Raw genomic sequence first — 23,309 nt, 5'->3', positions numbered from 1 at the left:
CGCAGCCGGGGCCTCTCCCGCAGCGGCGGCCCGGACGGGACGAGTGCGGGGGCGTCACCCGCACCTGAGCGGTACCGGTGCGCACGGACGCGTCGGCCGGCCCCGGGCGTCCCCGGGGCCGGCCGATCTCTCGCGTGACCGGGATGGCTGTCCCCTGCCCCCCGGTCACCAGTACCGGAACGAGGTCCCACGACGTACGGACGATCCGTACGTCTCATCGCTCCGGCGAGCCACGCGTGGTGCTGCTCCGATCCGCCCCTGGCTGGCGCGGACACCGGTACCAACGACCGGTCCGGCCCGCCGGTCACGCGCCGGACGGGTGAGAGGTGATCCGCACGTCAGTGCCGGGAACGCGGATTCAGATCGTGCCCCGGCACAGCTCCAGCGGGGTTCAGATCTTCCCCCGGCACAGCTCCAGCAGGGTCATGGCGAGCGCGGTGCCCGGCTTGCCCAGGGCCTCCCGGTACGTGGCGAGGATCTCCATCTCCCGGGAGAGGTTCACGCGCCGGCCGCCGGAGGCGATCCGCTCCTGCTGGATCACGGCGGACACCGCCATCCGCTCCTGCACCAGCCCGATGATCCGGTCGTCGAGCGCGTCGATCCGTTCACGGGCGTCGCCGATCAGCGCGGCGGCCTCGGCGGTGCGGGCGCCGGTCCTCTCGGTGGGCTCGGTGGTGGCGGTCATGTCGGGGCTCCTCGGTGAGTGGTGGTACGGGGCCCCGGAGCGACACGGTCCGGTGAAACGCCAGGCGCCCCGGACCATGTCGGCCCGGGGCGCCTGGGAAGTCGCTTGTCAGTTGCTCAAGCAGCACGACCATGGCAGCCGGCGGGCCGGGTGCCATAGGTAAAGAGGAAGGTCGGGTGCGTGAGCATGCGGCCAGTATGCCGGGCCGGCCCGGTCCGTCCAACGCCCGGCCCGCATGCTGAGACGGGGCGCGGGACGCCGTGCGGTGCGCGGCCCGGGACGGACCTCGCCGCCGTCTCGGTAGAATCGGGAGGCACAAGACCCCTCCCCACCGCCGGAAGGCACCTCGTGTCATCAGCGACTCCCGCTGCCAACGCGCCCGACACCGTCCTGGTCGTCGACTTCGGCGCGCAGTACGCCCAGCTCATCGCCCGTCGCGTCCGCGAGGCGCGGGTCTACAGCGAGATCGTGCCGAGCACCATGCCGGTCGCGGACATCCTCGCCAAGAACCCCGCGGCGATCATCCTCTCCGGCGGCCCCTCGTCCGTGTACGAGGAAGGCGCCCCCCGCCTCGACCGCGAGCTCTTCGAGGCCGGCGTCCCCGTCTTCGGCATGTGTTACGGCTTCCAGCTCATGGCGCAGACCCTGGGCGGCCAGGTGGACAACACCGGCGCCCGTGAGTACGGCCGCACCGGCCTGCACGTCGCCAAGAACTCCTCCACCCTCTTCGAGGGCACCCCCGAGGAGCAGGCGGTCTGGATGTCGCACGGCGACGCCTGCTCCGCCGCCCCCGAGGGCTTCACCGTCACCGCGTCCACGGACGTCGTGCCGGTCGCCGCCTTCGAGAACGACGAGAAGAAGCTCTACGGCGTCCAGTACCACCCCGAGGTGATGCACTCCACGTACGGGCAGCAGGTGCTGGAGCACTTCCTGTACCGCGGTGCCGGCCTCAAGCCGGACTGGACCACCGGCAACGTCATCGACGAGCAGGTGGCCGCCATCCGTGAGCTGGTCGGCGACAAGCGCGCCATCTGCGGCCTGTCCGGCGGCGTGGACTCCGCCGTCGCCGCCGCCCTGGTGCAGAAGGCCATCGGCTCCCAGCTGACCTGCGTCTACGTCGACCACGGCCTGATGCGCAAGGGCGAGACCGAGCAGGTCGAGAAGGACTTCGTCGCCGCGACCGGCGTCCAGCTGAAGGTCGTCGACGCCGAGGAGCGGTTCCTGAAGGCGCTGGCCGGGGTCTCCGACCCCGAGCAGAAGCGGAAGATCATCGGCCGCGAGTTCATCCGGGTCTTCGAGCAGGCCCAGGCCGAGATCATCGCCGACGAGGGCCCCGCGGTGGAGTTCCTGGTGCAGGGCACCCTCTACCCGGACGTCGTCGAGTCCGGCGGCGGCACCGGCACCGCCAACATCAAGTCCCACCACAACGTGGGCGGGCTGCCCGAGGACCTCGAGTTCAAGCTCATCGAGCCGCTGCGCAAGCTGTTCAAGGACGAGGTCCGGATGGTCGGCCAGGAGCTCGGCCTGCCCGAGGAGATCGTCCACCGCCAGCCCTTCCCCGGTCCCGGCCTCGGCATCCGCATCGTCGGCGAGGTCACCAAGGAGCGGCTCGACCTGCTCCGCGAGGCCGACGCCATCGCCCGCGAGGAACTGACCGCGGCCGGCCTCGACCGGGACATCTGGCAGTGCCCCGTGGTGCTGCTCGCCGACGTCAGGTCGGTCGGCGTCCAGGGCGACGGCCGCACCTACGGTCACCCGGTCGTGCTGCGCCCGGTCTCCAGCGAGGACGCCATGACCGCCGACTGGTCGCGGCTGCCGTACGACGTCCTCGCGAAGATCTCCACCCGCATCACCAACGAGGTCCGCGACGTCAACCGGGTCGTGCTGGACGTGACGTCCAAGCCGCCGGGGACCATCGAGTGGGAGTGATCCCCCGCGGTCAGGTCCGCGTGAGCGTGCGCACCGGCTCCCCGGGCTTCCAGGCCTGCACGACGAGATACGTCCCGTCCTCCACGTAGGTCCGCACGACCTCCGTGACCTCGGTGCGGAAGAGGTGGAACGGCTCCGGCGGTTCCACCTCTTCGGCGTACCGGGCCCGGGTCTCCGTGTCCTCCTCCGGCACCTCGACCGCCCGCCCGGCGATCCGCACGTCACCGCCGCCCATGGTCGTGCCCTCGCCCGGGTTGGCCTGGAGCGCGAAGCGGGGGTCACGGCGCAGGTCCAGCGCCTTCATCGACCCCGGCATCATGCCGAACCACAGCTCGCCGTTCAGAAAGCGCACCTCCAGACCCGTGGTGCGCGGCGAGCCGTCCCTGCGCAGGGTCGCGAGGACGTGGTGCGTGTGGGCGGCGAAGCGCTCCTCGACGGTCCGCGCCAGGTCCGGCTCGGCCACGGCGAACTCCCCCCAGCTGACGGCTTCCTTCTCCGCGCGCTCGTCGTCCGTGGCGTTCACGTTGTCCTTGATCGTGCTCATGGAGCGAGTGTGACGCGGATACCCGACATCCTCTGTCGGGTATCCGGGTGTTCCACCGGGTATCCGGCGGGTGTCCGGCGTTACGGAACAGAGCTGTCGTACGGCGCGGCCCACGGGTAACTTCCGCCCCGTACGCGAACCCCCCGCGGGAGGACTCATGCACGGGCCCACTCCGCCCCTGCCGGTGCCCACCGACAAGCTGCAGTTCGCCATGCCGCCCATGCACGAGTCCGTCGAGGACGAGCGCAGGCACCGCAAGGAGCGGCTGGCGGGCGCGCTGCGGCTGTTCGGGCGGCTCGGCTACGAGGACGGTGTCTCCGGGCACATCACCGCACGCGACCCCGAGTTCAGCGACTGCTTCTGGGTCAACCCGTTCGGCATACCGTTCCGGCACGTCACGGTCAGCGACCTGGTGCTCGCCAACCAGGACGGCCAGGTCGTCGAGGGCGGACACCACGTCAACCAGGCCGCCTTCACCGTGCACGCCCAGGTGCACGCGGCCCGGCCCGACGTCGTCGCCGTCGCCCACTGCCACTCGGTGCACGGCCGCGCCCTCGCCGCCCTCGGCGAGCTGCTCGACCCGATCACCCAGGAGAGCTGCGCCTTCTACGAGGACCACGCCCTCTACGACGCCTACACCTCGGTCACCGTCGATCCCGAGGAGGGCCGCCGGATCGCCGCCGCCCTCGGCTCCCGCAAGGCGCTGGTGCTGCGCAACCACGGGCTGCTGACCGTGGGCGACTCGGTGGACGCGGCGGCCTGGTGGTTCATGACCATGGAACGCTCCTGCCAGGTGCAGCTCACCGCACGGGCGGCCGGCCGCCCCGTGCTGATCGGCCACCGGCAGGCGGTGGCCACACGGGAGCAACTGGGCGGGGACCTGGTGGCGTGGATCAACTACCAGCCGATGTGGCGGGAGATCACGCGGAGCGAGCCGGATCTGCTGGACTGAGCGCGAGTCGTTCGTGCCGGTCGGGTGTGTCGGTCGTGGGTGTCAGCCGTTCGTGCCGCTGGGGGCGTGCGTCAGTCCGACGCCTCGAAGTTCACCCGCGGCGACCGGGCCCGGAGGTCGGGACGGGCGTGGCGTAGGGCACAATTCGCTCTCGATGCGGGGGAGTTGTCCGATGGCCGCCGACGGCGGTCGTGGTGTGTCGAGATGTGTCGGTAGTGGGGAAGGCGGCTTCGGGCGTGGCGGTGCAGGAGGCGAGACAGGGCGGAGCGGACCCGGCTGCCCACGGGGGCGGCTGCACCTGCGGGGACTGTCCGCACGGGGCACGTGAGGGGCATCGGCGCGCGGTCGCCGCGTTCCTGGTGAAGCGGGACGGGTACGCCGCCGGCCAGGGGCTCCCGGCCGCGGTGGCCCACTCCGCCTCCGCCTCCCGGCAGTGGGTCTCCGAGGAACTCGCCCAGGCCGCCGAGGCGGTGGCCGAACGCGGCCGGGCCGAGGGCGCCGCCTGGCTGGCCCGCCTGTGGCAGCGGACCGCGGCCGTGGTCTGGGCCGGGGTCGTCGTGCTGCTGCTCGTGCAGGCGCTCACCGCGATCGGCGCGGGCTGGACCTCCGCACGCACCGCCGGGCTGCTGTCCGCGGTGCTGGTGGCGGGGGCGCTCACCGCGGCGTCCTGGTTCCACCGGGCGCGCGGCGGCGCGCTGGCCCCGGTCATCGGCGAGGACAACCGGCTCTCCACGTCGCGCGCGGTGGCCGGCGCCTGGGTGCTGTTCCTCGCCTTCGCGGTGCTCGTGCTGGTAGGACGGCTGGCGGCCGCATCCGGGCCGCGGGAGCGGGACGCGCTGATCGACGGACTGGAACTCGCCCGCGGCGCCGGCGTGGTGACCGTCCTGGCCGTGGTCTGCGGGATCGCGGTGCTGGTGCGCCGGGTGGTCGGGCTCCGGGTGCAGGGGCAGCGGCTGCAGAAGGTGCGCGCCCACCGGCCCAGGGCGGCCGACCTGCTCACCGAGGACTCGGGCCGGGGCAGCTTCGCCGACATCCAGTACGTCGTGATCAACGGCGTCGCCCTCGCCTTCGCGGCCGTGCGGCTCGCCCGCCGCCCGGACCAGCTCCCGGACCTGCCGTGGGGGCTGGCCGTGGTGGTGCTGGTGTCGGCGGGCACCTACCTCGCCGGAAAGTACGCCGAGGGCGGGCGCCCGGTGATCCTGTCCGTGGTACGGGCCCGGGAGGCCGGTGCCCTGGACGCGCCGATCCGGACCGGCGACGACATCGAGATCCGCGGCACCGGGTTCGTGCCGTCCGGGGCGCAGGGCGCGGACCGGCTGGCGCGCATGGTGGTGCGGGTCGGCGCGGTGAACGTCCATGTCCCGCTGGTGCCGGTGGTGGGCGGCTTCGACAACCCGGCCGACGACCTGCTGACCGTGCCCGTGCCGGCGGAGGTGGAGCCCGGCCGGGTCGACGTGCAGGTGATCACCGCGGCCGGCGTGGAGACCAACCGCTACACCATCGACGTCACGGAGTGACGGAGCGGCGGAAGGACGGAGTGATCCGGTACCGGAGCACGGAGCCGGGGCGCGGCGGGTGCGGGGCGCGGCGCGTGCGGGGCGCGGCCGGCCTGCACGCGGCGACGTAGCTGGTGGAACGCTGTCGCTTCCCTGAGAAAACGCTGTCGGCCGGGTCCGGCCGGCGTCGAGTGCCGTACGTTCGACCTGTCCAGGTGGGACGGAGTCGAGAGGCAGCGGACGAATGACGCACGGCATGCGCGCAGACACCTACACCCCCCGTCCCGACGGTGACGGAGGGCCGCGGGACACCGCCGCCCGCTACGCCCTGCTGCCGCTGCGCGTCTTCCTCGGCGTCACCTTCGTCTACGCCGGCCTCGACAAGCTCACCGACAGCGCCTTCCTCAAGGACTCCGGGGCCGGATCGATCGGCGACATGATGCGCGCGGTCCGCGACTCCTCCGCCGTCCCCGGACTGGTCGACATGGCGCTGGAAAGCCCCGTCGGCTTCGGCTACGCCATGGCCTTCGGCGAGCTGGCCGTCGGCATCGGCGCCCTGCTCGGGCTGCTCACCCGGATCGCCGCCCTCGGCGGAGCGCTGATCTCGCTCAGCCTGTGGCTGACCGTGAGCTGGGCCGCCGAGCCGTACTACTACGGCAACGACCTGCCGTACCTCATGGCCTGGATCCCGCTGATCCTGGCCGGGGCCCCGCTGCTGTCCGTGGACGCCGTCCTCCGCGCGCGCCGCCGACGCGAGACCTCCTAGCCTTCCGTCAGCCGTCAGCCGTCAGCCGTCAGCCGTCAGCCGTCAGCCGTCAGCCGCTTCCGCTCCTCTCGGGTGCGGGCGGCCGCGGCGGCGGCGCGCCTGCCCGGTCACGAAGCCCACCGCGCCGGCCAGGCACAGGCCGCCCACGACGAGCGGGATCACCACGAACCAGGGCGTCTCCCAGGACCCTCCCGCGTCTCCGCCGTAGACCACCGCGGTCGCGACGAGGGCGGTGCCGGCGATCAGCCGGCCGGGCTGGAACTCATGACGCAGCACGGCCCACCTCCGCCTGTCCCGCGCCGACCCTGAGGTCGAGCCGCAGGGTGCCCGCCTTTCCGGCGCCTGTGGGCGGCTTCAGGGTCACCTCCTCGTACTTGCCCGGTGCCACGTCCACGTCCTTCCGTCCGTCGCCCGGCAACTGGATGTCACCGAGCCCCACCTCGACGTACAGCCGCACGGTCACGTCCCGGGGAACGATCACATGGATCCGGCCCAGTCCCACCTCGACCTCGGTGGAGACCGTGTCGCCCTCCGGGACGCGGACCGCCGACAGGTCCAGCTCGGCCTCGCCGGCGCCCAGGTCGTACACCGGGCGTATCTGGGCGACCGAGGCGGGCTGCCATCCGGTGCGGTGCCAGTCGGTGCCGATGTCGTCGGGCATCGCGGTCGATCCGGCGAGCAGGCCCGCCGTGAGGATCGCGAGGACGACGGACCCGGCTCCCGTGCGGCCCAGGAAGGCGCTGAGGGCGACGCCGAGGCCGATGACACCGAGGGCGCACGCGAGGCCCGTCTGGAGGCTGGTGCCGAGGGGCTGCGTCTCCCAGGTGAGACCTGTGCCCAGACCGGCCGCGAGCAGGGCGAACAGGAACACCCAGCCGCCGATCCCGCGCGGCCTCCTGGGCTTCGGCGGGCGGGCCTGCGGCGGGCGCCACACGTCCTTGACGCCGCCGGTCCCGGAGCGGACGCCGACACCGGCCGCGGTGGCGATGTCCAGGTCCCGGGAATCCTCGGGGCCCCACAGATAGCCCGTTCCCCCGACGTAGGTGCCGTCCTTGACGATGGGCTCGCGCCACCACGACGGGTACGCGGCCGGGACGGGCGGGGCCTGCGGCTCCGGCGGGGCGTCCGCGGCGGCCTGCGCGGCTATCGGGTCCGGGCTCGGCGTGCCACGCTGCTTCGACCAGTAGGCGGCGCCCGCGAGCAGCAGGGACAGTATGACGGCGAAGCTCAGCACTCCGTCGTTGCTCAGCATGGAGAGGAAGACACCGCAGCCGACCAGCGCGAACAGCACCGCCGCCAGTGTGTGGCCGTCGACCCGGCCGGTGAGCAGCCGGCGGACCTGGTTCTCCTCCTCGTCGTCGTACGGGACGAACAGCCAGGCGAAGCCGTAGAAGATCAGGCCGATGCCGCCGGTCGCGGACAGCACCGCCAGCGTGATCCGGAAGATCACCGGGTCCATGTCGTACTGCCGGGCGAGACCGGAGCAGACCCCGCCGAACATCTGGTGCCGCCGGTCCCGGCGGAAGTGCCGGCCGGGGCCCGCCGGCTCCGTACCGGCCGTGGTCCCGGCCGTCCCCTCCTTTCCCGCGCCCGTGCGCCCGCCCGCACGCGCGGAGTGCGTGGCGGTCGCGCCGGTACCGGACCCGGGACGCGGGCCCGAGCCCGGTCCCGGATCCGCCGCGGCATGCTGGTGATCCGTCATGGGTCCATGGTGACGGGCGTGCCGCCCCGGCGGCAGTCGGAACGACCCTGGCCGGACCCTGATATCCGTCCCTGAGCCGGGCCCGGGGCGTCCGGGGCGCGGGCAGCGGGACGCGCGGCCCGGAGCCGGAGGTCCCGCGACCGGAGCCGGTCGCTCCCGGTCCGGAGCGGCCACCCCCCGGCCCGGAGCCGGCCGCCCCTCGGTCCGAGATCAGGGGCGTCTCCGGGGCGGCCCCTGATGTCCCGGCTCGCGCGGCGTGTGACCATCGTTGCCATGTCGGAAGCCGCAGCAGCGCCCCTCGCCGAGCCGCGGCCGCCGCGCAAGCTCTACCGCAGCAGTGACGGACGCTGGCTCGGTGGGGTGGCGCGGGGGCTCGCCGGGCATCTCGGCCTGCCCGTGATCTGGGTGCGCCTCGCGTTCGTCGCCCTGTTCATGGCCGACGGTCTCGGGGCCCTGCTGTACGCCGCGTTCTGGTTCTTCGTGCCGCTCGGGGTGGGCGGCGTCGACGCCCAGAGGCCGCCCTCGCCCGTCACCACCGAGACGACCCCGGACGGCCGCCGCAGACTCGTCACGCGGAAACCGGACAAGGGGCAGATCGTCGCCCTGCTCCTCATGGTCGTGGTGGCCATGATCTTCGTGGGCAGCGTGGACCTCACCAACGGTGCGCGGGCCTACCTCTGGCCGACCGTCCTGGTCGGCGCGGGCGTGGCCCTGGTGTGGCGGCAGGCGGACAACGCGCGCCGGGCCCGCTGGATGGAGGTCGGCCGCCGCCGGCGCACGGTCACGCTGCTGCGGGCGGTGGCCGGTGTGCTGCTGGTGACGGCGGGAGCCTCCGGCATCTTCGTCCTGCGCGGCTCCGGCAGCCACCTCGGCGCGGTGCTGCAGGCCGCCCTCGCGGTCCTCGTCGGCGTCACGCTCCTCGCCGGCCCTTACCTCGTGCGCATGACCCAGGACCTCTCCGAGGAGCGCCTGATGCGCATCCGCGCCCAGGAGCGGGCCGAGGTCGCCGCCCACGTCCACGACTCCGTGCTGCACACGCTCACGCTGATCCAGCGCAACGCGGACAACCCGGGCGAGGTGCGCCGCCTGGCCCGCGCCCAGGAGCGCGACCTGCGCGCCTGGCTCTACAAGCCGGAGGGGAACGGCAAGGACGAGGACGAGGAGCCCACCACCCTCGCCGAGGCGGTGAAGCGCAACGCCGCCGAGGTCGAGGACAAGCACGGCGTTCCCCTCGAGGTCGTCGTCGTGGGCGACTGCCCCCTCGACGAGAAGATCGGCGCGCAGATGCAGGCCGCGAGGGAAGCGATGGTCAACGCCGCCAAGTACGGTGGCGAGGGAGGCGCGGTCCAGGTCTACGCGGAGGTCGAGGGGAGGACGGTGTTCGTGTCCGTCCGGGACCGTGGTCCCGGGTTCGACCTCGACTCGATACCCGCCGACCGCATGGGCGTCAGAGAATCGATCATCGGCCGCATGGAACGCAACGGCGGCACGGCGCGGCTGCGCGCGGTGCCCGACGGCGGCACGGAGGTCGAGCTGGAGATGGAGAGGGCGGAGAAGACGTCATGAGCGAGCCGACCGAGGCGAACGCAGCGGCGGAAGCGGCACCGGGGGCGGGGGGCGGGCCCGCGGAGCCGGCCGGCGGCATCGGGCGGCGCCATGTGCGCGTGGTCCTCGTCGACGACCACCGCATGTTCCGCACGGGGGTCCAGGCGGAGATCGGACAGACCGAGCAGACGGGTGTGGAGGTGGTCGGCGAGGCCGCCGACGTCGACCAGGCGGTCACGGTCATCACCGCGACCCGGCCCGAGGTGGTGCTGCTCGACGTGCACCTGCCCGGGGGCGGCGGCGTCGAAGTGCTGCGGCGCTGCGCCTCGTTGACGGGGGACGCGGAGCGGCCGGTGCGTTTCCTCGCGCTGTCCGTGTCGGACGCGGCGGAGGACGTCATCGGTGTCATCCGGGGCGGTGCGCGCGGCTACGTCACCAAGACGATCACCGGCGCCGATCTGATCGACTCGATCTTCCGGGTGCAGGAGGGGGACGCGGTCTTCTCGCCGCGGCTGGCCGGGTTCGTCCTGGACGCCTTCGCGTCGACCGACGCCCCGCCGGTGGACGAGGACCTGGACCGTCTCACCCAGCGCGAGCGGGAGGTGCTGCGGCTGATCGCCCGCGGCTACGCGTACAAGGAGATCGCCAAGCAGCTGTTCATCTCGGTGAAGACGGTGGAGTCGCACGTCTCCGCGGTGCTCCGCAAGCTGCAGCTGTCCAACCGTCACGAGCTGACCCGCTGGGCGACGGCCCGCCGCCTGGTCTGAGCCGGGCGGGGCCCGGTCCGAGCGGGCCGGGCCCGGTCCGAGCGGGCCGGGCCCGGTCACACCACCCGCGTCGCCCCCGCGAACGGCATCTGGTCGACGGGGGCCACGCGGACCGGGGCCGACGGGTTCGGGGCGTGGATCATCCGCCCGTCGCCGACGTAGAGGCCGACGTGACTGATGCCGGAGTAGAAGAAGACCAGGTCACCGGGGAGGAGTTCGGAGCGGGAGACCTTGCGGCCCGCGTTGATCTGCGCGTAGGTCGTGCGCGGCAGGGAGACGCCGGCGGAGCGGTACGCGGCCAGGACCAGGCCCGAGCAGTCGAAGGCGTCCGGTCCGGTCGCGCCCCACACGTAGGGGCTGCCGAGCTTCTGGTGCGCATAGGCGACGGCCTGCGCGGCGCGCGCGTTCGGCGCCTGTGGGGGTGCGGCGGCTTCCCGGCCGCCGGCCGAGCGCGCGGCGCGGTCCGTGTCGCCGGTGATCCGGGCGCGCTCCTGCGGTGACATCCGGGAGAGCGCCCGGCGGGCCGAGGCCAGCTTCTCGGTGATCGTCCTCTTGTGCCGTTCCCGTTCGGCCCGGCGGGCGGTGAGCGTCTTCGCCTCGACCCGGGCGGCGCCGCGCAGCTTCTCGATCTCCCGCAGCTGGGCGCGGACCCGGCCCAGTTCGGCGTGGTGGCGGCTGCCGGAGCGCTCGGCGAGGGCGACGCCGTCGAGGCAGGCGTCCGGGTCGTCGGACAGCATCAGCCGCAGGACGGGATCGAGGCCGCCGGTGCGGTACTGCGCCGCCGCGACCGTCCCCAGGGTCTCCCGGGCCTTGTTGAGCCGTGCCTGCGCGCGGGCCGTCTCGTCCTGGAGGCCGCGCAGCCGCTGCCGCGCCGACTCCGCCTCCTCCTCGGCGCCGTTGTACTTCTCGGTGGCGACCTCGGCCTCGCGGTGGAGCCGGTCCACGTCGGCCTGGGCGCGGGCGGGTGCCGGCTGCGGCGCGGCGTGCCCCGCTCCGTCGAAGCCGGCCGCGGTGGCCGCTCCGGCGAGGACGACGGTGGCGGCCGCACGAGCCGTGGTGCCGCCCACCGGACGCTGCCGTGACCTGCGGTGCGCTGCCACCCTCGGTGCCGTCCTTCCCACTGGCGCCCGCCGGGGCCGGACGTCTGCCCGGCGGTCCGGCGGCGGGGCGACGAGGGAGCCGTCCGCCGCCGGACCTTTCTCCGGCGGTGGTGTCCGGCCGCCGCTCCTGGCCCGAGCGGCGATGCAGAGCCGGTCACCTGGGCAGGACGCTAGGCCGGACCGCGCGGCGCGGGATACGGGTTGTGCGGAACTGTCGCCCACCGACCGGCAGATGACCGTAAGTGACCGTCGTGCTGCTCACGGCGCTTCGTCTTCACTCAGGGTGATGACCGATGTGGTGAAGGCGGGAAGGGCGAGGGCGGCGGAACGCCAGGGGACGCCCGTGGCTAGGCTCCGGCCTCATGGACGTACTCATCCACCTCTTCGTCGGTCTGCACATCATCGGCATCGCGTCGCTGCTCGGCGGCTTCCTCACCCAGATGAAGGCGATGGGCGCGGGCACCGCCCGCTTCGTCCCCGCGATGCTGCACGGCGCGCTGACGATGCTGGTCACCGGCATCGCGCTGGTGGGTCTCAACGAGGCCCAGGATCACTCCGTCGACCACATCAAGATCGGTGTGAAGCTCGCCCTGCTGATCGTGATCCTCGGCCTCGTCTACGTGAAGCGGGACGAGGAGAAGGTGGACAAGGGAGTCTTCGGCCTGGTCGGCCTGCTGACCGTGGCGAACATCTTCATCGCGGTCCTCTGGACCTGAGCCCCCGGCTCCGGCCGGCCCTCCGCCCCGGCCCGCCGGGCCCTGCCGTGAACCGCCGGCCGAGCCGTCACGGGCCCGGCCGGCGGTTGTCGTGCCGGCGCCTCGCAGTACGCCCGTCAGGCCGGGCGGACGACGCTGTGGATCGAGGACTCGCCGTCGTAGTAGACGGACTCCTCGCGGACGTACGTGCCCGGCTTGGGGGCGTGGATCATCATGCCGTTGCCGATGTAGAGGCCCACGTGGGTGACGTCGTCGTAGAAGAAGACCAGGTCGCCGGGGAGGGCCTGGGAGACCGGGACGGTGGTGCCGGCGTTCACCTGGTCGTAGGTGGTGCGCGGGAGGGAGACGCCGGCGGCCTTCCAGGCGGCCTGGGTGAGCCCGGAGCAGTCGTAGGAGCCGGGACCGGTGGCGCCCCAGACGTACGGCTTGCCGATCTGCGCGCGGGCGAAGGCGAGCGCCTTCTCGGCCTTGGTGGTGTACGAGGAGCCGGCCGACGGGGCGCCGGTCGAGCCGGCGGACCCGGAGCCCTCCGAGGCGCCGCTGCCCTGCTGCGCGGCCTGCTCACGGGCCTTCTCCCGCTCCGCCTGCTGCCGGGCCAGTTCCGCTGCCTTGCGGTCGGCCTCCTCCTGCTTGCGCTTCTCGATCGCGGCGAGCCGCGCCTTCTCCTCGGCGGTCAGCTGTGACAGCAGTTCGCGCGCGTCGGCGAGCTTCTTCTGGACGGTCGCCTTCGCCGTCTTCAGGTCGCCCTGCGTCTCGGTGAGCGTCCGGAGGCTCTCGGTGGCCTCCTGGCGCTTCCTCATCGTCGCGGACTGCTGGGTGACGTAGTCGTCCACCGCCGCCTTCTGGCGGCCGGTCATCCGGTCCAGCACCTGACGCTGGTCGAAGACGTCCTGGGGGGTCTTCGCGAGCAGGAACGTCGCCGTGTCGGGGATGCCGGCGCCGGTGCGGTACTGGGCGGCGGCGTAGGAGCCCAGCTCAGCGCGCGCCTCGTTCAGCTTCTGTGTGCGCTTCGCCACGTCGTCGAGGAGGGTGTCGACGCGCGTGCGCTGCTTGGTGGTCCTCTCCTTGGCCGCGTTGTACTTCTCGGTCGCCGCCTCGGCCTGCCGGTAGAGGTCGTCGACCTTCTTCTCGACCTCCTCCAGGCTCGGCCGGTCGTCGTCCGCGGGAGCGGCGTCGGCGGTCTGGGAGAGCAGGGCCACGGAGGTGAGCGCGGCCGTGGCCAGGGCCGGGGTGCGTATGCCTGCCACGAGTGTGCCGGGGGTGCGCGACTTGCGGTGCGACGCCAAGGGAGGCGACTCCTTCCAGTGCTCCGCCTACCGGGGTGGCGGTGGGGGCGCCCCCAGGCCGTTCAGGCACTGGGGGAGGGTTCGGGCGGGTGGTTCGGAAGGGTTGCCCTACGGCCGCTCCGGAGGAGTGGGCCGATTCACCCCATGTCTCGGTGGGTCCCCGGCTCCGGCTGTCACGGCGGACAGTGACGGACCCGGCGGGGGTCGCGCGGCCCGGCGAGGTTCGCCGGCGGGGGACGAGCGGCCCGGACCGCACGGTAGCCAACCGGTGTGGCCCTTGTGAAGGTTGACGGGTGATATGCCCGATACATTTTCGTGACCTTGTCCGTGAGGTCACGCAAGGTGAGGCGGCGACCGTGGAGGGTGCCCGCCGCAGCTCCCCCGGAGGGGCCGTGGGATGTTTCCGGGGCGGCCCCGGGTTGTCGGTGGAGCGCCCTAGACTCGGAGAGCGATGAGCAGCCTCTTTGACGACAGCTTCCTGGCGGACCTCCAGGCCCAGCGCGGCCCGGAGGACGAGCCCCCGCCGCCACCCGAGGACGAGCACGCGCCGGAGCCCCTTCCGGACGACCTGTTCGGCGGGAAGTTCGACGTGCCCCCGGAGCGATGGGGGTCCCCCCGCTCGGGCGGGGCCGAGAGCGCGGGAGGCTACTACCGCGACGGCGCCCCCCGCCCGGTGCTCGACCCCGCCGCGCTGCTGGAGGGGCTGAACGACAACCAGCGCGCCGCGGTCGTGCACTCCGGCTCCCCCCTGCTCATCGTGGCCGGAGCCGGGTCCGGCAAGACCCGTGTGCTCACCCACCGCATCGCCTACCTGCTCGCCGAGCGGGGCGTCCACCCCGGCCAGATCCTCGCGATCACCTTCACCAACAAGGCCGCGGGCGAGATGAAGGAGCGCGTCGAGCAGCTCGTCGGCCCCCGGGCGAACGCCATGTGGGTCATGACCTTCCACAGCGCGTGCGTCCGCATCCTGCGCCGCGAGTCCAAGAAGCTCGGCTTCACGTCGTCCTTCTCGATCTACGACGCCGCCGACTCCAAGCGCCTGATGGCTCTGGTCTGCCGTGATCTGGACCTCGACCCCAAGCGTTTCCCGCCGAAGTCCTTCAGCGCGAAGATCAGCAACCTGAAGAACGAGCTGATTGACGAGGAGGACTTCGCCGCCCAGGCCACCGACGGCTTCGAGAAGACCCTCGCCCAGGCCTACGCGCTCTACCAGTCCCGGCTGCGCGAGGCGAACGCGCTGGACTTCGACGACCTGATCATGACGACGGTCAACCTGCTCCGCGCCTTCCCCGACGTCGCTGAGCACTACCGCCGCCGCTTCCGGCACGTCCTGGTCGACGAGTACCAGGACACCAACCACGCCCAGTACGCCCTGGTGCGCGAGCTCGTCGGAGGCGCCTCCGAGCACCCGGCCGACGTGCCGCCGGAGGCCGAGGTGCCGCCCGCCGAGCTGTGCGTGGTGGGTGACGCCGACCAGTCCATCTACGCCTTCCGCGGCGCGACGATCCGCAACATCCTCCAGTTCGAGGAGGACTACCCGGACGCGACGACGATCCTGCTGGAGCAGAACTACCGCTCCACGCAGACGATCCTGTCCGCCGCCAACGCCGTCATCGAGCGCAACGAGTCCCGCCGCCCGAAGAACCTGTGGACCAACGCCGGCGTCGGCGCGCTCATCACCGGCTACGTCGCCGACACCGAGCACGACGAGGCCCAGTTCGTCGCCGACGAGATAGACCGCCTCACGGACACGGGCGAGGCCAAGGCGGGCGACGTCGCCGTCTTCTACCGCACCAACGCCCAGTCCCGTGTCTTCGAGGAGATCTTCATCCGCGTCGGCCTGCCCTACAAGGTCGTCGGCGGCGTGCGCTTCTACGAGCGCAAGGAGGTCCGGGACGTCCTGGCCTACCTGCGGGTACTGGCCAACCCCGAGGACTCGGTGCCGCTGCGCCGCATCCTCAACGTCCCCAAGCGCGGCATCGGCGACCGCGCCGAGGCCATGATCGACGCGCTCGCCCAGCGGGAGAGGATCAGCTTCCCGCAGGCGCTGCGCCGCGTCGAGGAGGCGTACGGCATGGCCGCCCGGTCGGTGAACGCGGTCAAGCGGTTCAACACGCTGATGGAGGACCTGCGCACGGTCGTCGAGTCGGGAGCCGGACCGGCGACGGTCCTGGAGGCCATCCTGGAACGCACCGGCTATCTCGCCGAGTTGCAGGCCTCCACCGACCCGCAGGACGAGACCCGCATCGAGAACCTCCAGGAACTCGCGGCCGTCGCCCTGGAGTTCGAGCAGGAGCGCGGCGAGGGCGAGACCGGCACGCTGGCCGACTTCCTCGAGCAGGTCGCCCTGGTCGCCGACTCCGACCAGATCCCCGACGAGGAGGACGGCGACGGCGTCATCACGCTGATGACCCTGCACACCGCCAAGGGCCTGGAGTTCCCGGTCGTCTTCCTCACCGGCATGGAGGACGGCGTCTTCCCGCACATGCGCGCCCTCGGCCAGACCAAGGAACTGGAGGAGGAGCGCCGCCTGGCGTACGTCGGCATCACGCGCGCCCGGGAGCGGCTCTACCTCACCCGGTCGACGATGCGCAGCGCCTGGGGCCAGCCGTCGTACAACCCGCCCTCGCGGTTCCTGGAGGAGATCCCTCCCACGCATGTGGAGTGGAAGCGGACCGGGGCGAGCGCGCCGGTGTCCTCCGGACCCGCGTCCGGGGTGGCGGCGTCGCTGTCGTCCTCCCGTTCCCGCTCGTCCGCGTCGGGCGCGTCCGGCTTCGCCACCCGGCGCACGTCGGAGAAGCCCGTGGTGTCGCTGGCGGTCGGGGACCGGGTCACGCACGACCAGTTCGGCCTGGGCACGGTCGTCGCGGTGAAGGGCACGGGGGCGAACGCGGAGGCGACGATCGACTTCGGGGGCGACAAGCCCAAGCGCCTGCTGCTGCGGTACGCGCCGGTGGAGAAGCTCTAGCCGTCCGGGCGGGGGCCCGTCGTGGGGCCGGGGTTCGCTCCGGTGCCACGACGGGTCGCGTACGGGCCGAGCGCCGCGACAGGCCGAGTGCTACGTCGGCTCGAGGCCGTGGCTGCGGAACCAGGCGAGCGGGTCGATGGACGAGCCGCCGCCGGGGCGCACCTCGAAGTGCAGGTGCGGGCCGGTCGAGTTGCCCGAGTTGCCGGAGAACGCGATCTGGTCGCCGGCTTTGACGGTCGAACCGGAGGGCACCTGGTAGGTGGAGAGGTGGCAGTACCACGTCTCCGTGCCGTCCATCGCCGTCACGATCATCATGTTGCCGTAGGCGGAGTTGTACTGGGTGCGCACCGTGCCGTCGGTCGCGGCCAGCACGGGCGTGCCGTACGAGACGGGGAAGTCGATGCCGGTGTGGAGGGACATCCAGTTGATGCCGGACTGGCCGTAGTAGGCGCTGAGTCCGTGCTGCGCCACCGGGAGCGCGAACTTCGGGCGGAGCCGCTCCTTGCGGGCCGCCTCCTGGGCCGCCCGCTTGCGCTCGAGCTCCTGCTCGGCCTCGAGGTCGATGCGGCCCTGGGCGCGGCTGGCCCGGTCGGCGAAGTCGTCGGCGCCGGCGGCGAGGCTCTCGAGCTGGGTGTCCAGCTTGACGTTGGCGACGGAGGGCTGGACCGGCTGGGCGTCCGCGGCGGTCGTCCGGGCGTCCTGGCCGCCTTCCTCGCCCAGATCGCCCACCGAGGCGGCGGCGATGCCGGCGACCCCCATCACGCAGGCGGACGGCACGGCGACGGTCAGCAGCGCGGAGCGTTTGGGCGGGGTGCGGCGGCGGGAGCGGGACGCGGAACGGGAGGCGCGCGGAACGGGGACGACTTCCTCCTGCCCGTCGAGCAGGGAGACGGCGGGCAGTTCGCCGGTGTCGGCCGGTTCACCGGCCCCGCGTTCGTCCGGACCGGGCTCCCCGCGGTACGCGTCCTCCGCGTACGGCTGGTCGTGAGCGTCCTGGCCGTAGGACTCCCGCGCGGTGTTCCCCTGCTCGTACGACTCCCCGCCGTACTGCTCCGGGGTGTACGCCTCCGCGTCGTAGGCGTCGGAGGCGGACGTGTGCGCGGGGGTCTCGCCGCCGTCGGAGTTCCACTGGGTGGCGTCGTAGACGCCGCTGTCGAAGGTCTGCGTGCCCCAGTCCCACTGCTGCGTCGGGTCCGCCGGCTGCTCGGCCTGGTCGGGCTGGAGCCAGGCGTTCGCGTCCCACTGGCCGGTCTCGGGGGATCCGCCCTGCTGGGGGATCACCGCCATCGGCTGCTGGCCGGTGGTCCAGGCGGTCGCGTCGTGGCCGCCGGTGTCGTACACGGCCTGCTGGAACGCGTAGGCGTCGTAGTGCCCGGTGTCCTGCGTGCCCACCTGCCAGTGGCCGGTGGTGTAGGAGGCCTGCGCGGGGTCGTCGCCCGGCATGTTCCCGAAGAGGGGGTCGGCGGCGAAGGTGCCGGTGGCGTGGTCGCCGGTGCCGTAGTACGTGGCGTCGTGGCCGCCGTACGAGGTGACGTCGCCGTACGGGGCCTCCTGGCTGCCGTACGGCGCATAGGGCGCCGAGGCGTCATCGGAAGCCGCGGCCGGGGTCATGGTCCCCGACGGGTGACGGTCGTTCACCAACTTCTCTTTCGCCTCGACAACAGGGGCTGGCAGAGCAGTGCGGCGACTGTACCCGGCGGTATGCGGGCGCGACAATCTTCCCCAGGTTTCGCGACCGCAGGAAACGGGCATTCGGTTCGGTTTTGGCGGTCGGCGGGCACGGTCTTGGCCCTTTGTTCGATAATCGTTCGAAATCGTGGCACGCGATCGTCGGCAAGTCGGCCGTCTCCGACCGATGTTGTTCGCTTGTGGGCATGAAGGATCGCTCCGCCCCGGAGGGGGCACCGGGCGTGTCGTGCGCCCGCGCCTCAGGCCACCGTCAGGCCGTCCGCCCGCCCGCCGGACGGTTCACCGGGATGCGCCGTGTCCAGCGCCTCCCGGATGCCCGTCGCCACCGCCGGGTGCACGGGCAGCGCCAGGTGCCCCACGCCGCTCACCCGCACGTTGACCGCGTTCAGGTCCGGGTGCTCGACGCACGCCGCCTCCAGCGGATCCATGATGTGGTCGAGGTCGCTCCAGAACGCCACGAAGTGCGTACGGCAGCCGGGGGCGGGCTGGGCCAGCTCCTCCAGCACCGGGGAGCCCGGACGCATCTGCCGCACGATCGGGTGGGCGTTGGCCAGCGGCGCCACGCGGGTGCCGGAGTGCGGGGTGCCGAGCGTGACCAGCGTCCGCACCCTGCGGTCACCGCCCAGCCGCTGCACGTAGTACCGCGCGATCAGCCCGCCCAGGCTGTGCCCCACCACGTCCACCCGGTCGCTGCCCGTGCGCTCGCAGACCTGCTCGACATGACGGCCGAACAGCTCGGCCGCCGTGCGGATGTCGCACGTCAGCGGGGAATAGTTGAGCGACTCGATCGGCTGCCGGCCGTGCTGGGCCAGGCTGCGGCGCAGCAGGACGAAGACCGACCGGTTGTCGATGAAGCCGTGCAGCAGCACGACCGGCGGCCTGGCCTCCGCCGGAAGCCGCGCCGCCCCCTCCGGGGCGGGCAGCGCGGAACGGCCGGGGCCGCGCCGCTCCTGGACGATGCCGGCGGGATAGAGGAGGGCATGGCCCGCCAGGATCGCCAGCTCCAGGGCGGTCGCCTTCAGCAGGCTCACGGAGAGATCCGCCAGCCGGGCCGGCAGGAGGCGCCGGCAGAGGGGCAGAAACGGAAGAGCTGCCTGGGTGACCTTCATGGCCGACCTCCTGTCGGCACGCGAGGGGACCGCTTCGTCCCCCGTGTGCCCTCGTGGAACGGCGCTCCGAGAGCGGTCGACGGTGCGCGCCGGTGACGCGGGGACGGTGCGCGGTGGCGGGTCGACCTCGAGGCGCATCCCTTATGCGCATGTTCCCACTGGTGTCCCTGTGTCGCACGGGCACTCGGTCCTGGGCCGGGCCCGGGAACGCTGCGCGACGGACGTGTCCCACCGTGTGATTTCCCCCTCCCTGTGCGCCGTGAAACTGCCGGTTGCGGGATGCTGGAGATAACGTTCGTTCACTTCTGCGGCCGGTTCGGGCCGGGGTGTCCGTGCGATGTGTGCGGTACTGGTCGATACGGATGGATGTAGTCGCTTCATGGAGGCAGTGATGGGTGTGGCAGCCGGTCCGATCCGCGTGGTGGTGGCCAAGCCGGGGCTCGACGGCCACGATCGCGGGGCCAAGGTCATCGCGCGGGCCCTGCGCGACGCCGGTATGGAGGTGATCTACACCGGGCTCCACCAGACCCCCGAGCAGATCGTCGACACCGCGATCCAGGAGGACGCCGACGCGATCGGCCTGTCCATCCTCTCGGGCGCGCACAACACGCTGTTCGCCGCGGTCATCGACCTGCTGAAGGAGCGGGACGCGGAGGACATCCTCGTCTTCGGCGGCGGCATCATCCCGGAGGCGGACATCCCTCCGCTGAAGGAGAAGGGCGTCGCGGAGATCTTCACGCCGGGTGCGACCACGGCGTCCATCGTGGACTGGGTGCGGGAGAACGTGCGCCAGCCGGCGGAGGCGTAGGGACCCGGCCGCCGCGGCGGCCGGCCGAAGGCGTACGGCCGGGGCGGGTGCACCGGCCTCGGCGAGAAGCGCCGGGGGCGCCGGGGCGGCCGGCGCCGGGTCGGTGACGGGTGCCGGCGCCGCTGGGGCCGCGGAAGCCGGTGCCGCCGGCGTGAGAGCCGCTGCCGCCGGTGCGGCGGCGGGCGGCGGGAGGCCGGTCTCCGAAGGCCGGTGCTGCGGGCGTCCGCCGGCAGAGGAGCCGCCCCGCCCGGTGCGGGCGGGGGGCCGTGGCGTGACGAGGCCGGCCGGTCCGGTCAGGGAGCCGGTTCCTCCGGAGTCAGTTCGGCCAGCATCGCGCCGCGCAGGCGCAACGTGGCCACCATGCGCTGGAACGCCTCGGACCAGTAGCCCCCGGCGCCGGGCGCCGCGTCCTCCGGCTCGTCCGGTGTCGTCAGCAGCGCGTCCAGACGGCTCGCCTCGGACGGGTCGAGGCAGCGCTCGGCCAGGCCCATGACTCCGCTGAAACTCCATGGATAACTCCCTGCGTCCCGCGCGATGTCGAGCGCGTCGACCACGGCCCGCCCGAGCGGCGGGGCCCAGGGCACCGCGCACACCCCGAGCAGCTGGAACGCCTCGGACAGGCCGTGCGTCTCGATGAACCCGGCCACCCACGCCGCCCGTTCGCCGGCGTCCAGGGCGGCCAGCAGCCTGGCGCGCTCGGCCAGGGACACCGCGCCCGGACCGCCCGCCTCCGGCGCGGAGGGCTCCCCGAGCAGCGCCCGGGACCAGGCCGCGTCCCGCTGCCGCACCGCCGCCCGGCACCAGGCCGCGTGCAGTTCGCCCTGCCAGCCGTCCGCGACCGGCAGCGCCACGATCTCCTGAGAGGTACGCCCGCCGAGCCGCCGCGACCAGGTGCCGAGGGGCGCCGACTCCACCAACTGGCCCAGCCACCACGACCGTTCGCCGCGCCCGGCGGGCGCCTTGGCCACCACGCCGTCGCGCTCCATCCCCGCGTCGCACTCGTGCGGCGCCTCCACGACGACCGTCGGCGCGTCACGGGTGCGGTCCACGGCCACGCACGCGGCGGCGCGCACCGCCATCCGCGCGGCCAGCGCGGACGCGGGCAGCGCCGACAGCAACTCCGCCGCCGTCGCCCGTACGTTGCGGCTGCGGTCGGCCAGGGCGCTCTCCAGGAACGCCTCGTCGTCCGGGCCGAGGCCGGCGCGCAGGGAGTCCAGGAACATCAGCCGGTCCTCGGCCCGCTCGGTCGCCCAGGTCTCCTCCAGCAGGGCGCGCGCGGCGGACGGGTCGCGGGAGCGCAGGGCGGTGAGCAGGGTGACCCGCTCGGCGAAGAGGCCCTCCTGCCAGAGCCGCCGTACGCCCTCCGGGTCGCGGAAGTCGGGCGCCGAGGGGCCGCCGCCGGGGGCCGCGCGCAGGGCGAACCGCCAGTCCGGGTTGAGCCGGGCCAGCCACAGCGCGCGCGGACCCGCGAACCGCAGCGCCGCCGGGCGCAGGTCGGTGCGGCCCCGTGCGGCGTCGAGCAGGGCGGGCAGCGCCTGCGGGGGCGCCGCGTAGCCGTGGGCGTTCGCCGCCTGGAGCCACTGCGGCAGCAGCTCCATCAGGTCCGGCGCCGTGCCCCGGCGGCCGCCGCCGGACGCGCCGGGGCGGTCGGCGAGCAACGACGCCAGCCGGCGGGCGGCGGCGGGCGGCAGTGGACGGCGCGGGTCCTCGGGGGCCGGACGGAGCCGCTCGGCGGGCCGCGCGGGGCGCAGTCCCGCCCGCCGCCGTACGGTCGCCGCGGCGGCCGCGTCGAGCAGGGCCGTCGGAGCCTGCGGACCGGGCGCCACGCCCGGCGGGGTGCGCCGGTCGGTGCCCAGCAGAGCCGCGGTCACCAGCTCCTCCCAGCGGTCCGGGAGGGACGCGGCCGCGGTGGCGGTCGTCCTGCTCATGAGCTTCCTTTCCGACGGGCGTCCCGCTGCGGTCGAAGACTCACGCGCACCGAGTGTCCAGTGATGTCCGAAAGATGCATGGGGTCGACGGGTCCGGTGGGGGTGGAGGGGCCGACGGGGCTGGTCAGCACAGGGGGACCGCCTCTCCACGGCCCTGAGGCCAGGCCGCCAGGGGAGTGAAACCCCGCGGGCCGCACTCGCCGAAGACCCGGACCGGAGCGCCGCCGGACAGGGCGACCAGGCGCCACAGCCCCGGGCGGGACCGGGCCGCCGCACCGATCGGCAGGGCGTGGTCCTCGTCGGCGTCGGCCAGCTGCCAGCCGTCACCGTCCGGGACCGGCACCACACCGTCCAGCGTCACCGGGACCGACTCCCGCCACGGGTCGTCGCGCAGCGCGGCGCCGTAGCGGGCGAGCGCCCCGGACGTCGTCGTGCCCGGAGGGCGCACCGTCGTCGGCGCGGGCGGCGCGAACTGCTCGGTCAGCGCCATCCGCGGCTGCCCGGCGCCCGGATACGCGGTCAGCTCCGCGTCGACGGCCAGCCCCGCCGGCAGCGCGAGGCCGGGGGCGCGGCCGGCCGCCCCGTAGGAGAGGAGCAGCGCCGTACGCCCGGACGTCGCGCCGTACAACCATGTGCGACGGGTGGTCAGGCGGCTGTCGGAGGTGTCGTACCGGGCCAGGACGAGCCAGTCGTCGCGGATCGCGGGACCCTCCGGCGACGCGGTCAGGCCGACGCGGGAACGGACCGTCGCGGCCAGCGGCTCCGGCAACCGCTCCCGGCGCAGCCAGGCCCGGGCGAGGAGATGGAGCAGCGCGCACTCCTCCAGCAGCCGTACGGGAGCGTCCGCACCGGTGGCCGCGAGCGCCCCCAACTCCCGCACGCGGTTGGCCAGTCCCTGGGCCTGCGCGTCGACCATGCGGGCCGCGGTCTCCTCCCACAGGGCGGGACCGGACCGCCCGGCCGGCACCAGGCCGCCGCGCAGCAGGTCCGCCAGACGCCGCTCCAGCTCGGTCACGCCCGCCGTGATCCGCTCGGCCCGGCGCTCCGCCCGCGCTCGCACCGCCGGGGACACCGGCGAGGCGGACGCGGCGAGTCCGGCCCCCGGCCCGTCGGACACGGGCTCACCCGCCCCGCCGGGCAGGGGCTCGCACGACCCGTCCGACGTGGCGTCGGACGCCTGTGCCGGGACCTGGCCGACGGTCCGGCGCACCCCCTGATCAGTCATGCCGTCGACCGTAGGTCCCGCCACTGACAGTCGGGGTGCGGTGGGTGTGTGTGCAGGTCGGGGCCGATTGTCAGTGGCGTGGTGCACGGTGGGT

General features: G+C 73.5%; 19 protein-coding genes. 9 read left to right on the top strand and 10 right to left on the bottom strand.

The window, feature by feature from the left end:
- Positions 1-391 precede the first annotated feature (391 nt).
- The gene (locus tag ACIQ8B_RS21865; RefSeq protein WP_403548893.1) at positions 392-685 is read right to left on the bottom strand and encodes a chorismate mutase; all 294 of its coding nucleotides are present in this window, start codon (positions 683-685) and stop codon (positions 392-394) included.
- A 348-nt stretch (positions 686-1,033) separates the two neighbouring features.
- On the opposite strand from ACIQ8B_RS21865, the gene guaA reads away from it, so the two are divergent.
- Positions 1,034-2,614 (top strand): glutamine-hydrolyzing GMP synthase, encoded by a 1,581-nt coding sequence (gene guaA / locus ACIQ8B_RS21860; RefSeq protein WP_403548891.1) that lies wholly within the window; start codon positions 1,034-1,036, stop codon positions 2,612-2,614.
- 10 nt (positions 2,615-2,624) lie between these two features.
- Here the strand turns inward: guaA and ACIQ8B_RS21855 are convergent, their stop codons facing one another.
- Positions 2,625-3,158, bottom strand: coding sequence for a pyridoxamine 5'-phosphate oxidase family protein (locus ACIQ8B_RS21855; RefSeq protein WP_403548888.1), 534 nt, complete (start codon positions 3,156-3,158; stop codon positions 2,625-2,627).
- A 157-nt stretch (positions 3,159-3,315) separates the two neighbouring features.
- Between ACIQ8B_RS21855 and ACIQ8B_RS21850 the strand changes: the two genes are divergently transcribed.
- The 3 genes from ACIQ8B_RS21850 (at position 3,316) to ACIQ8B_RS21840 (ending at position 6,372) form a co-directional block, all read left to right on the top strand.
- On the top strand, positions 3,316-4,110 hold the full coding sequence (locus ACIQ8B_RS21850; protein WP_290009940.1) for a class II aldolase/adducin family protein: 795 nt from the start codon (positions 3,316-3,318) through the stop codon (positions 4,108-4,110).
- 236 nt (positions 4,111-4,346) lie between these two features.
- Complete coding sequence (locus ACIQ8B_RS21845) at positions 4,347-5,627, top strand: hypothetical protein (RefSeq protein ID WP_403548886.1); 1,281 nt, start codon at positions 4,347-4,349, stop codon at positions 5,625-5,627.
- A gap of 223 nt (positions 5,628-5,850) precedes the next feature.
- The gene (locus ACIQ8B_RS21840; protein WP_403548884.1) at positions 5,851-6,372 is read left to right on the top strand and encodes a DoxX family protein; all 522 of its coding nucleotides are present in this window, start codon (positions 5,851-5,853) and stop codon (positions 6,370-6,372) included.
- Positions 6,373-6,414: 42 nt separating this feature from the next.
- Here the strand turns inward: ACIQ8B_RS21840 and ACIQ8B_RS21835 are convergent, their stop codons facing one another.
- Positions 6,415-6,648, bottom strand: a complete 234-nt coding sequence (locus tag ACIQ8B_RS21835) for a hypothetical protein (protein WP_290009934.1) — start codon at positions 6,646-6,648, stop codon at positions 6,415-6,417.
- Entirely contained in the window at positions 6,635-8,074 is a 1,440-nt protein-coding gene (locus ACIQ8B_RS21830) for a PspC domain-containing protein (RefSeq protein ID WP_403548882.1), read from the bottom strand. Before ACIQ8B_RS21830 ends, ACIQ8B_RS21835 begins: the two co-directional genes overlap by 14 nt.
- Positions 8,075-8,347: 273 nt before the next feature.
- On the opposite strand from ACIQ8B_RS21830, the gene ACIQ8B_RS21825 reads away from it, so the two are divergent.
- Together ACIQ8B_RS21825 and ACIQ8B_RS21820 are read left to right on the top strand one after the other, a co-directional pair.
- Positions 8,348-9,640, top strand: coding sequence for an ATP-binding protein (locus tag ACIQ8B_RS21825; protein WP_290009930.1), 1,293 nt, complete (start codon positions 8,348-8,350; stop codon positions 9,638-9,640).
- Positions 9,637-10,386, top strand: coding sequence for a LuxR C-terminal-related transcriptional regulator (locus ACIQ8B_RS21820; RefSeq protein ID WP_403548880.1), 750 nt, complete (start codon positions 9,637-9,639; stop codon positions 10,384-10,386). Before ACIQ8B_RS21825 ends, ACIQ8B_RS21820 begins: the two co-directional genes overlap by 4 nt.
- 56 nt (positions 10,387-10,442) lie before the next feature.
- Here the strand turns inward: ACIQ8B_RS21820 and ACIQ8B_RS21815 are convergent, their stop codons facing one another.
- Positions 10,443-11,486, bottom strand: a complete 1,044-nt coding sequence (locus ACIQ8B_RS21815) for an NlpC/P60 family protein (protein ID WP_403548878.1) — start codon at positions 11,484-11,486, stop codon at positions 10,443-10,445.
- 362 nt (positions 11,487-11,848) lie between these two features.
- On the opposite strand from ACIQ8B_RS21815, the gene ACIQ8B_RS21810 reads away from it, so the two are divergent.
- On the top strand, positions 11,849-12,202 hold the full coding sequence (locus tag ACIQ8B_RS21810; protein ID WP_106412832.1) for a hypothetical protein: 354 nt from the start codon (positions 11,849-11,851) through the stop codon (positions 12,200-12,202).
- A gap of 116 nt (positions 12,203-12,318) precedes the next feature.
- Here ACIQ8B_RS21810 and ACIQ8B_RS21805 read toward each other — a convergent pair whose 3' ends face one another.
- On the bottom strand, positions 12,319-13,488 hold the full coding sequence (locus ACIQ8B_RS21805) for an NlpC/P60 family protein (protein WP_403548876.1): 1,170 nt from the start codon (positions 13,486-13,488) through the stop codon (positions 12,319-12,321).
- Between the two features lie 451 nt (positions 13,489-13,939).
- Here ACIQ8B_RS21805 and pcrA point away from each other — a divergent pair, with 451 nt between their 5' ends.
- Complete coding sequence (pcrA, locus tag ACIQ8B_RS21800; RefSeq protein ID WP_403548874.1) at positions 13,940-16,456, top strand: DNA helicase PcrA; 2,517 nt, start codon at positions 13,940-13,942, stop codon at positions 16,454-16,456.
- A 90-nt stretch (positions 16,457-16,546) separates the two neighbouring features.
- Here the strand turns inward: pcrA and ACIQ8B_RS21795 are convergent, their stop codons facing one another.
- Entirely contained in the window at positions 16,547-18,208 is a 1,662-nt protein-coding gene (locus ACIQ8B_RS21795; protein WP_403548872.1) for a M23 family metallopeptidase, read from the bottom strand.
- Positions 18,209-18,384: 176 nt separating this feature from the next.
- Positions 18,385-19,254, bottom strand: a complete 870-nt coding sequence (locus ACIQ8B_RS21790) for an esterase/lipase family protein (protein WP_403548870.1) — start codon at positions 19,252-19,254, stop codon at positions 18,385-18,387.
- A 391-nt stretch (positions 19,255-19,645) separates the two neighbouring features.
- On the opposite strand from ACIQ8B_RS21790, the gene ACIQ8B_RS21785 reads away from it, so the two are divergent.
- Positions 19,646-20,062 carry a cobalamin B12-binding domain-containing protein gene (locus tag ACIQ8B_RS21785; RefSeq protein WP_106412827.1) on the top strand — a complete coding sequence of 139 codons (417 nt, stop codon included), beginning with the start codon at positions 19,646-19,648 and terminating at the stop codon, positions 20,060-20,062.
- A 293-nt stretch (positions 20,063-20,355) separates the two neighbouring features.
- Here the strand turns inward: ACIQ8B_RS21785 and ACIQ8B_RS21780 are convergent, their stop codons facing one another.
- On the bottom strand, positions 20,356-21,990 hold the full coding sequence (locus ACIQ8B_RS21780) for a DUF5691 domain-containing protein (RefSeq protein WP_403548868.1): 1,635 nt from the start codon (positions 21,988-21,990) through the stop codon (positions 20,356-20,358).
- 124 nt (positions 21,991-22,114) lie between these two features.
- A complete protein-coding gene (locus ACIQ8B_RS21775) occupies positions 22,115-23,215 on the bottom strand; it encodes a hypothetical protein (RefSeq protein ID WP_403548866.1) in 1,101 nt (366 codons plus the stop codon).
- Between the last annotated feature and the right edge of the window lie 94 nt (positions 23,216-23,309).

Source organism: Streptomyces sp. NPDC096105 (assembly GCF_044763335.1).
Classification (GTDB): domain Bacteria; phylum Actinomycetota; class Actinomycetes; order Streptomycetales; family Streptomycetaceae; genus Streptomyces.
The sequence above is the reverse complement of the archived record's forward strand: the minus strand, read 5'-3'. Positions and strand labels throughout refer to the sequence as shown.